General features: G+C 66.7%; 6 protein-coding genes. 4 read left to right on the forward strand and 2 right to left on the reverse strand.

Annotated elements, in window-relative coordinates:
- Positions 1-138 precede the first annotated feature (138 nt).
- Positions 139-738, reverse strand: a complete 600-nt coding sequence (locus ACTHLF_RS14945) for a short chain dehydrogenase (protein ID WP_440328178.1) — start codon at positions 736-738, stop codon at positions 139-141.
- A gap of 154 nt (positions 739-892) precedes the next feature.
- On the opposite strand from ACTHLF_RS14945, the gene ACTHLF_RS14950 reads away from it, so the two are divergent.
- Entirely contained in the window at positions 893-1,054 is a 162-nt protein-coding gene (locus tag ACTHLF_RS14950) for a hypothetical protein (RefSeq protein ID WP_440328180.1), read from the forward strand.
- 47 nt (positions 1,055-1,101) lie between these two features.
- Here the strand turns inward: ACTHLF_RS14950 and ACTHLF_RS14955 are convergent, their stop codons facing one another.
- Positions 1,102-3,324 (reverse strand): hypothetical protein, encoded by a 2,223-nt coding sequence (locus ACTHLF_RS14955; protein WP_440328181.1) that lies wholly within the window; start codon positions 3,322-3,324, stop codon positions 1,102-1,104.
- Between the two features lie 182 nt (positions 3,325-3,506).
- On the opposite strand from ACTHLF_RS14955, the gene ubiA reads away from it, so the two are divergent.
- The 3 genes from ubiA to ACTHLF_RS14970 all read left to right on the forward strand — a co-directional run bounded on the left by ubiA (position 3,507) and on the right by ACTHLF_RS14970 (position 8,619).
- Positions 3,507-4,433 carry a 4-hydroxybenzoate octaprenyltransferase gene (ubiA, locus tag ACTHLF_RS14960; protein WP_440328187.1) on the forward strand — a complete coding sequence of 309 codons (927 nt, stop codon included), beginning with the start codon at positions 3,507-3,509 and terminating at the stop codon, positions 4,431-4,433.
- Positions 4,434-4,633: 200 nt separating this feature from the next.
- Positions 4,634-7,126: a TonB-dependent receptor gene (locus ACTHLF_RS14965; protein ID WP_440328183.1), complete on the forward strand. Its 2,493-nt coding sequence runs from the start codon at positions 4,634-4,636 to the stop codon at positions 7,124-7,126.
- Positions 7,126-8,619, forward strand: coding sequence for a CehA/McbA family metallohydrolase (locus tag ACTHLF_RS14970; protein ID WP_440328185.1), 1,494 nt, complete (start codon positions 7,126-7,128; stop codon positions 8,617-8,619). Before ACTHLF_RS14965 ends, ACTHLF_RS14970 begins: the two co-directional genes overlap by 1 nt.
- The last annotated feature ends 72 nt before the right edge of the window (positions 8,620-8,691 follow it).

Here is an 8,691-nt window from a genome sequence, read left to right on the forward strand (position 1 = left end):
GCGGTGGCCGGGCCCTCCCCCCCCCCCCGCCGGCGCGGCCCGGGGTCCATTTGGGGGGGGGTTTGTTTGTTTTAACCACCCAGCTGGGGGGGGGGCTGTGGGGGGTTTCCGGCGCCCCCCCCCGCTCCCACAAAGGTGTTACCAGACCTTGTAGACCTGGCCCGTCCGCAGGCCTTCGACCGAGCGTGAGAACGCCAGCGCGGCACGCGCGGCGTCGACGGGTTCGAAGCCGCGGAAGAACGGGCCGTAACCTGCCATCGATTCGGTCAGCACGTTCGGGCTCACGACGTTGATGCGCAGGCCACGCGGCAGCTCGATGGCGGCGGCGCGAACGTATGCCTCGACGGCACCGTTGACCATGCTTGCGCAGGCGCCCGCCAGGATCGGCTGTTCGGTGAGGATGCCGGTGATCAGCGTGAACGAACCACGCTCGCGCAGCTTGTCCATGCCGGCCTGGACCAGGCGGACCTGGCCGAGCAGCTTGTCGTTGATGCCTTCGAGGTACTTGTCTTCGGTCAGCTCATCCAGCGGCGCAAACGGGACCTTGCCCGCCGTGCATACGACGGCGTCGAGCTCGCCCACCTTGTCGTACATCGCCTCGACGCTCTTGCCGTCGCGGAGATCCACCTGCACATCGCCGCTGCTACGACCGGCGCGGATGATCTCGTGCCGCTGGCCGAGTTCGGCGGCAACGGCCTTGCCGAGCGTGCCGCCGGCGCCAACGATAAGGATCTTCATGAAAGGGTCTCCAGGGTAGTGGCCAACGGGAAAGGGTACGCCCCGGCGCATGAACTGTCGCGCCGGCGTCGACCGGGGCTTCATGGGGCATACCCGGGGGCTTCACCCCTGCGAACCTACGTTGGGATCCAACCTAGCCGAGTGGAGCCCGCCCATGCCTCTCACCCCTACGAATCCCCAGCCTCCGTTCGCCGAACCGGGCAAGAACCGCCCGGAAGACGAGATCCGCAAACCGGGAAGCTACCGCCCCGAACGCGATGCCGACCCCGAGCCGCCGGAAGATAACGATCCGGTCGAGCCGTTGGACCCGAAGTGACCCCGAGGGGGCGTCGAGAGACGCCCCTTCTGCCGTCAGGGGGCACCTCAGGTGCCTGACACCCGTCCGTCGCCCCGGTGTTTCCAGGCGTACTTCACCAGGCGGATCGGATCGAAAGCGAACGTGAGCTGGTGATCCCCCGGCGGAACGCAAACCGCGCGGAACATGCCATTGGCGCGGTGGATCGGAACCGGCGCGCCATCGAGCGTGGCGCCCCACCCCGGATGATCCACATCGCCGGCGACCAGCCATCCGCCCTGCGCGGAGTGAACATGGAGATCGACGCGCGAATAGGTCGAGCCCTGGACGTCGGCTTCGACGCGCCCCGTGCATTTCGTGGCGCGGGCGCGGGCCGTGGCCCGATCCTCGTCGTCGCGTGGCGTCAGCCACACGGATTGCGCGAAATCCGTCTGGTTGAAGTCGGCGACCGAGGGTGCCTCGCCCACTTCCAGCCAGCGCACGTCGACCGGCCGCAGGAAGCGACCGTACGCGCCATCGTTCCGCCATAGGTCGACGTAGGGGAAGGAATCTACCTTCGTGTAGTCGGGTGGCGGTGTGTACGTGGCCGGCGCATCGCCATGGCCGATCGCGAGGTAACGCACGCCGAGGAGATCGTCCAGGCGGGCATCGGGCCGCGCGTTGTACGGCGCCTGCGCGCTGGCCACGTTGATGTTCTCGCGGGGCTGGTACCAGGATTCGTATAGCGCGTCGCGCAGCGGGTTATAGCCCTGGGTCGAGCGGATGCCCAGCAACATGCCCATGTTGTCCCAGGCCGCTGAGGTCGACTCAACGCTTATGCGTTCATGGCTGCGCAGCCGGTCCGCGAGGTAGAGCGCGGCGGGGTCGCGCCGGTAGTGCCTGACGTCGTTGTACGACGCGTTGAACCGGCCATTGAAGTTGTAGCTGCGGTAGTCCGCGACCACGAGGACGACGAGCCAAAGCGCGACGCGCCATGCGCTGCCGGGGCGGCGCAGCTGCCATACCACCAACGTACCCACGATGACGGCGATGCCCGGGGCACCATGCGGAGCGAACCGCGAGCACGCTCCGGCGATGACCAGCCATAGCAAGGCCATGCCGGCCAGCCACGCTGTCTCCCGCCGTGAACGCAGGTCCAGCTGCGTCGCGCCAGCGGCCACCAGGAACGCCAGGGCGAAGTTGAGGACATACGCCGCGTCCGAGGGACGGCGAAAGTGATTGAGGCCGGGAAGCCACGAATACAGCCAGCCATACACGGGCGTGCGCGTGCCCAGCATGTACACGGTGGCGAACAGGGCCAGTGTCGCGAAACACACGATGCCGCGTCGTCGGCGCGGCTTCCGCCATGCGCGCACGAGGCCTGCCAGGGCCAGCATTGGCACGGCACCGATGTACAGGAAGGACTGCACCGGATCGATGGGTGCGTGGATGAAATCCGACAGGCCGCCATAGGCATTGGGATACACGAGGAACAGGAGGGCGCGCGGGTCGAGCGAACCGCCCGCCGCGAGCGCCAGCGCCATGTCGGAGCGAGTGGAGAGTTGCAGGGTGGCCCAGCTGAAGATGAGCTGGGGCAGGCCAACCAACAACGCCAGGACCAGCGCGGCACCCAGGGCCAGCGCGGTACGAATCCGTCCACGACCATCCATGGCGCGCCCTTCCGTCGCCACGGCGACCACGCCATAGGCAAGCACGACCAGCACGAACAGATACGTGACCTGGGTGAGCTGCGTCACCATCGCCCCGGCGGCCAGACCCAGCAGGCACCCGCGCCCCAGGCCCGGCTGTTCCAGGGCGCGGCGCAACGCGAGCAACACCACCGGCACGTAGCCGTAGGCGATGACGATGGGCACGTGCTCCAGCCGCGAGGCAGCCACGCCGCCGGCCATGTACACGATGGCGCCGAGCAGCATGCCCAGCGGGTTCGCGCCATGCCGGCGCAGCACGCCGAGCATGGCCGCGCCACCCATCAGCATGTGCAGCAGCACGCCCCAGGAGAACCATACGGCCCCTGGATCCGGCGGAAGAAGCATCCAGCCCATGAGCAGCGGCGAGAAGAGCATGCCCTGCGGGTCACCCAGCTGGGCGAACCCACCGTAGATAAACGGGTTCCACCACGGCGCCACGCCGGTGCGCAGGCTGTGCGCGTTGAAGTACACGGTGGGGTAGAACTGGTAGATCGCGTCCCAGGGCAAGACCTTGCCGCGCACCAGCACGGTGAAGTTCAGCACCAGCCAGGCGGCAGCCAGCACGAGCAACAGGCGTCGGTAGGGGATCTTGTCTGTCTGCAAGGCGCGGCCGGGTGATCGCAAGGGAATGCGGGAGTCTAAGCCAAGCTGCCCGTGTCCGGCCCTGTGGTCTCGCGGGCCAGCCGGTTAGACTCCCCGCCATGAGCCCCGCATCCAAGAAGAACACGCGCCGCAAGGTGCCGACCATGGCGCGCAAGCCCGTCGCAGCCCCCGCCCCAGCGCGGGTGCGGCCCGCGGATGCGTCGACGACGGCCGAGCGCGTCCTGGCGTTCCTGCTGCGGGGCGCTCCTGCCGCCCGCCGAGAGCGCATCTACGCGTTCCTCCAGCTCACCCGCATGGATCGCCCCATCGGGGCGTTGCTGCTCCTGTGGCCTACCTGGTGGGCCCTGTGGCTGGCCGCGAAGGATTTCCCGCCGGTCGGCCCCCTGGTGATCTTCACCCTCGGTGTGTTCGCCATGCGCTCGGCCGGCTGCGCGATCAACGACTACGCCGATCGCAAGCTCGATCCGCAGGTGGCGCGCACGGCGGGACGCCCGATCGCCAGTGGCAGGATCACGCCGAAGGAAGCGTTGATCACCTTCGCCGCCCTGCTGGTGTTCTCGTTCGTGCTTGTGCTTTTCACGAACAAGCTCACGATCCTGCTCTCCTTCGCGGGCGCGGGACTCGCGGCGCTCTACCCATTCACCAAGCGCTACACCAACCTGCCGCAGGTGGTCCTGGGCGCGGCGTTCGGCTGGTCGATCCCCATGGCCTTCGCCGCGGTCACGAACCAGGTGCCGCCGGTGGCGTGGCTGCTGTTCATCGCGAACATCCTCTGGTCGGTGATCTACGACACGGAATACGCGATGGTCGATCGCGAGGAGGACCTGAAGGCCGGCGCGAAGTCCACGGCAATCCTGTTCGCTGATGCCGACCTCGTGATCATCGGCGTGCTGATGGGCACGTTCCTGCTCGCCATGCTGATGGTCGGCACGCGCTCGGCGCTGGGCTGGCCTTACTGGCTTGGCCTGGCGATCACCGCCGGCCTGTTCGCTTACCAGCAGTGGATCATGCGCGATCGTGCACGGGACGCGTGCCTGGCGGCGTTCCGGCATAACAACTGGGTGGGCCTTGCGTTGTGGGTCGGCATCGTCGTTGCGCTGGCCCTGTGACGCGCATCACGTTCGTCACCGTTCGGAAAACTTCGCGGTCATCGTGACATCCCACGGACATCGCGCATGAACTTGTCCGTCACTACTGACGCATAAGTTCTTCCGGATCACGCGCCCAGGGAGAGGCCGGCGTACCGGCAAACCCCTGCCGGGCGGCGGGGTGGGCACGTGTACTACCCATCCCGGAGTTCCACCCCACCATGCGTCATACCCAGCTCTGTCGTGCGCTGCGCACGGCGATCGTCGCCGCGTTCGCGCTTTCCGCCGTCGCCCACGCACAGGACGCCGAACCGCAAAAGAAAACCACGGATCTCGACAACGTGGTCGTCACCGCTCGCTCGGGCGTCGAGACGCGGACCAAGGCCGAGACCAGCTATTCGATCACCACGATCGACGAGGACCGCCTGCGCATGCAGGCCCCGACCAGCGTGACCGAAGCCGTGAAATCCGTGCCCGGCTTCTGGGTCGAATCCTCCGGTGGCGAAGCCTCGGGCAACATCCGCGCCCGCGGTATCCCGGTGGATGGGTACGGCTCGGTGACGCTGCTCGAAGACGGCATACCCGTGCAGCACGATCCCGCACTGGGTTACCTCAACGCCGACCAGGCGTTCCGCCTCGATGAAACGATCGAGCGCGTCGAAGTCGTCCGTGGCGGCCCTTCCTCCGTCTTCTATTCGAACGCCCCGGCCGGTGCGATCAACTTCATCCCGCGCCAGGTCGGCGATACCGCCGAAGGCCTCGTGAAGTACACCGTCGGCAACTATTCGCTCAACCGGCTCGACTTCTGGTACGGCACGCCGATCGGCGGTGGCTGGAAGCTCGGCGTCGGCGGCTTCTGGCGCGTCGACGATGGCGTGCGCCGCCCGCAGTTCCACGCGGATGATGGCGGCCAGCTCCGCGCCACGCTGTCGAAGCAGCTGGAGAACGGCAACGTCAGCTTCGATGTGAAGCACATGGACGACAAGGTCGCCCTGTATCTCGGCATCCCGATGTACACGGATCCGCACGGCGACATCCGCCCCGCGCCCGGCTTCAACGGCAACTACGGCACGCTGGCCGGTCCGGAAACGGAAAACCTCGACATGCGCGAGGCCGGCGGTGGCACGTCCCACTTCGACAACAGCGAAGGCACGCACGTCAAGCGTACCCAGGTGTCGTTCAAGTTCGATCATGACCTGGGCGATGACTGGAAGCTCGCCGAAGCGATGCGCTACAGCACCACCGATACGCAGCGTAACGGTGTGTTCCCGAACGCGGTGCAGACCGGTGCCTCGCTGATCCAGCAGGACAGCGCCAAGCGCCTCGGCCTCGTGCCGGGCGCCACGGCATTGCAGCTGCGCTACGTCGACAACCCGTCGCAGGTGTTCAACGTCAACGGCCAGAACGGCAACGGCCTGGTCGTAACGGGCGGTATCCGCGGCGTGACCATGCCGGTAAACGAGTTCATCAATGACACGCGCGTCCTGCGCAAGTTCGAGTTCGGCGACCAGAGCCATGACGTCACGCTCGGCTATTACCACGCCAACTTCGAGCAGGACTTCGATCGTTACTCCTCCACCGTGCTGCTCGACGTCAAGGACAATGCACGCCTGCTCGACCTCGTCGGCGTGGATGCGAACGGCAATGTCGTCGGCTCCCTCACCGACCATGGCTACTACGGCTACGGCTACGAATGGGAACACGCCAGCGGCAAGTCGAACACGAACGCGCTCTATCTGTCCGATGAATGGCAGGTCACCCCGGAGCTGCGCATCGACGGCGGCGCGCGCTGGGAGAAGGTCACTGTGCAGGGTTACACCGAGGGCAAGACCAAGGTGGATCTGGGCGGCTCACCGGCAGCGGCGAGCGTGCTGACCGGGAACGGCCAGTTCACCCACTACGACCAGAGCTTCGACAAGACCGGCTGGACCCTGGGCGCGAACTGGCAGTTCTCGCCCCGCCAGGGCGTGTTCGCCCGCTGGACCTCGACCTTCCGCCTGCCGAACCTCAGCACCTACATCACCAGCCCCACCGCGACACCGGTGCTCCAGACCATGGACCTGGGCGAGGCGGGGTGGAAGTACAGCGACCGCTTCGTCGACCTGTATGCGACGGCCTTCTATACCAAGTACGACAACGTCAGCTTCTCGAACTATGTCTTCGACCGGAACAACAACACCTCCACGCCACAGACCGGGTACGCTAGCAGCAAGACCTACGGTCTCGAACTGGAGGGCACCGTGTACCCGAGCAAGTGGTTCGACGTGCAGTTCAATGCGACCGTGCAGGATCCGAAGTACAAGGGCCTGCGCTATACCGAGGCCGTGAACAATGCGCCGGTGCTTCGCGATTACGAAGACAACCAGCTGATCCGCGTGCCGAAGGTGAGCTACCGGATCGTGCCGGGCGTGAACCTGATGGATAACCGCCTGCGCCTGCAGTTCTCGTACGAGCACGAGGGCATGCGCTACGTCGACACGGCCAACTCGGTGCGCCTGCCGGCGTATCACGTGGTGAACTTCAGCGCCCGCTACGATGCCACCCAGCAGCTGTCGCTGTATTTCTACGCCGACAACCTGTTCAACTCGCTGGGCCTCACCGAGGGCAATCCCCGTGCCGGCGAGCTGGCCAGCTCCGATGTGGGCGCCACCACGTTCATCGCCCGGCCGTTGCTCGGCCGCTCGTTCCGTGCTGCCGCGATGTACCGTTTCTGATGCGCGGCCTCATCGCCCTCCTCCTGGCCTGCTTCGCCGTCGCCAGCGCAACGGCGGCGGAGCGTGCGCCCGATGTCGTGCTGCGCGGCGACCTCTCCGGCAAGGACATCCACACCTACCGGGAGGTCCCGTTCGAAGTACCGGCCGGCACGCGGCGGATCACTATCGACGTGACCTACACCGGGCGCGAAGAGCGCACCACCATCGACCTGGGCCTGCTGGGTCCCGGTGGCTTCGCGGAGCAGGATGGCTTCCGCGGATGGAGCGGTGGCAGCAAGCGGCGCTTCACGGTGTCGGCGACGGATGCGACGGCTTCGTTCCTGCCCGGTGAGATCCGTGCGGGGCAGTGGCGGCTGTTGCTGGGCATTCCCAACATCCGCCCGACGTCCACAGCATACTTCACCGCGGATGTCTGGTTCTCCGGTGATGACGAGGGCTTCGGTCCCGAGCACGGGCTGTCGCCACCGCTGAAGACGGTGGACGGCTGGTACCGCGGCGACCTGCACATGCACACGGCGCACAGCGACGGCGGCTGCCTCAATGCGAGCGGCACGGCGAAGGTGCCCTGCCCGCTGTTCCTCACCGTGGTCTCGGCGGCGAGGCGCGGACTCGACTTCATCGCCATCTCCGAGCACAACACGATGTCGCAGGTGTCGGAGATGCGTGAGTTGCAGCCGTACTTCGACAGCATGCTGATGATCCCGGCACGCGAGATCACCACGTTCGAAGGCCACGCCAACCTGTTCGGCGTGGCCCGGCCGCTGGATTTCCGCGTGGGCAGCGCGAGCGTGCCCGACTGGAACGCCCTCACTGCAGATGTCGCCAAGGCGCACGGGCTGATCTCGATCAACCACCCGCGCCGGCCGAACGACGAAACCTGCATGGGCTGCGGGTTCACGCCGCGGAAGCCGGTGGACATGCACGGCTTCCAGGCGATCGAGGCCATCAATGGCCGTGACCCTGGCCGTCCCGAGACCGGTATCCCGTTCTGGGAGAAGCAGCTCAATGCGGGCGTGCGCATCACCGGCATCGGCGGCGGCGACAGCCACGATGGCAGCGATGGCGCACGCGACGAGTTCGCTGGCGTGATCGGCGTGCCGACCACGGTGGTGCATGCCAAGGAGCTTTCCATGGAAGGCATCCTCGACGGCATCCGCGCCGGGCATGTGTTCGTCGACGCCGAAGGGACCAAAGACCGCACGCTGGACGTGACCGCCACGTCCGGCGATGCCACCGCCCACATGGGCGATGCGCTCGCCGTTGCGAAAGGCTCGAGCATGCATGTTGCAGTCGCCACGACGGCAGTGACCGGCATGCATGCGATCGCCACCGTCGACGGCAAGCGCATCGGTGACAAGGCCGTAGGTACCGACGGCAGCGCCTCCTTCGACTGGAAGAGCGACGGCAAGGCCCACTGGTTCCGTGTCGATGTTCGCGATGCGGCAGGCAAGCTCCTGCTGCTGGGCAACCCCGTCTACGCAAACCCCTTGTAGGAGCGCGCTTGCGCGCGACAGCTTTCGCCTCACCGCCACCGGCCCTGCTGCTCTTTCGCGAAAGATGTCGCG

The organism is Luteibacter sp. (assembly GCF_051958795.1).
GTDB lineage: Bacteria > Pseudomonadota > Gammaproteobacteria > Xanthomonadales > Rhodanobacteraceae > Luteibacter.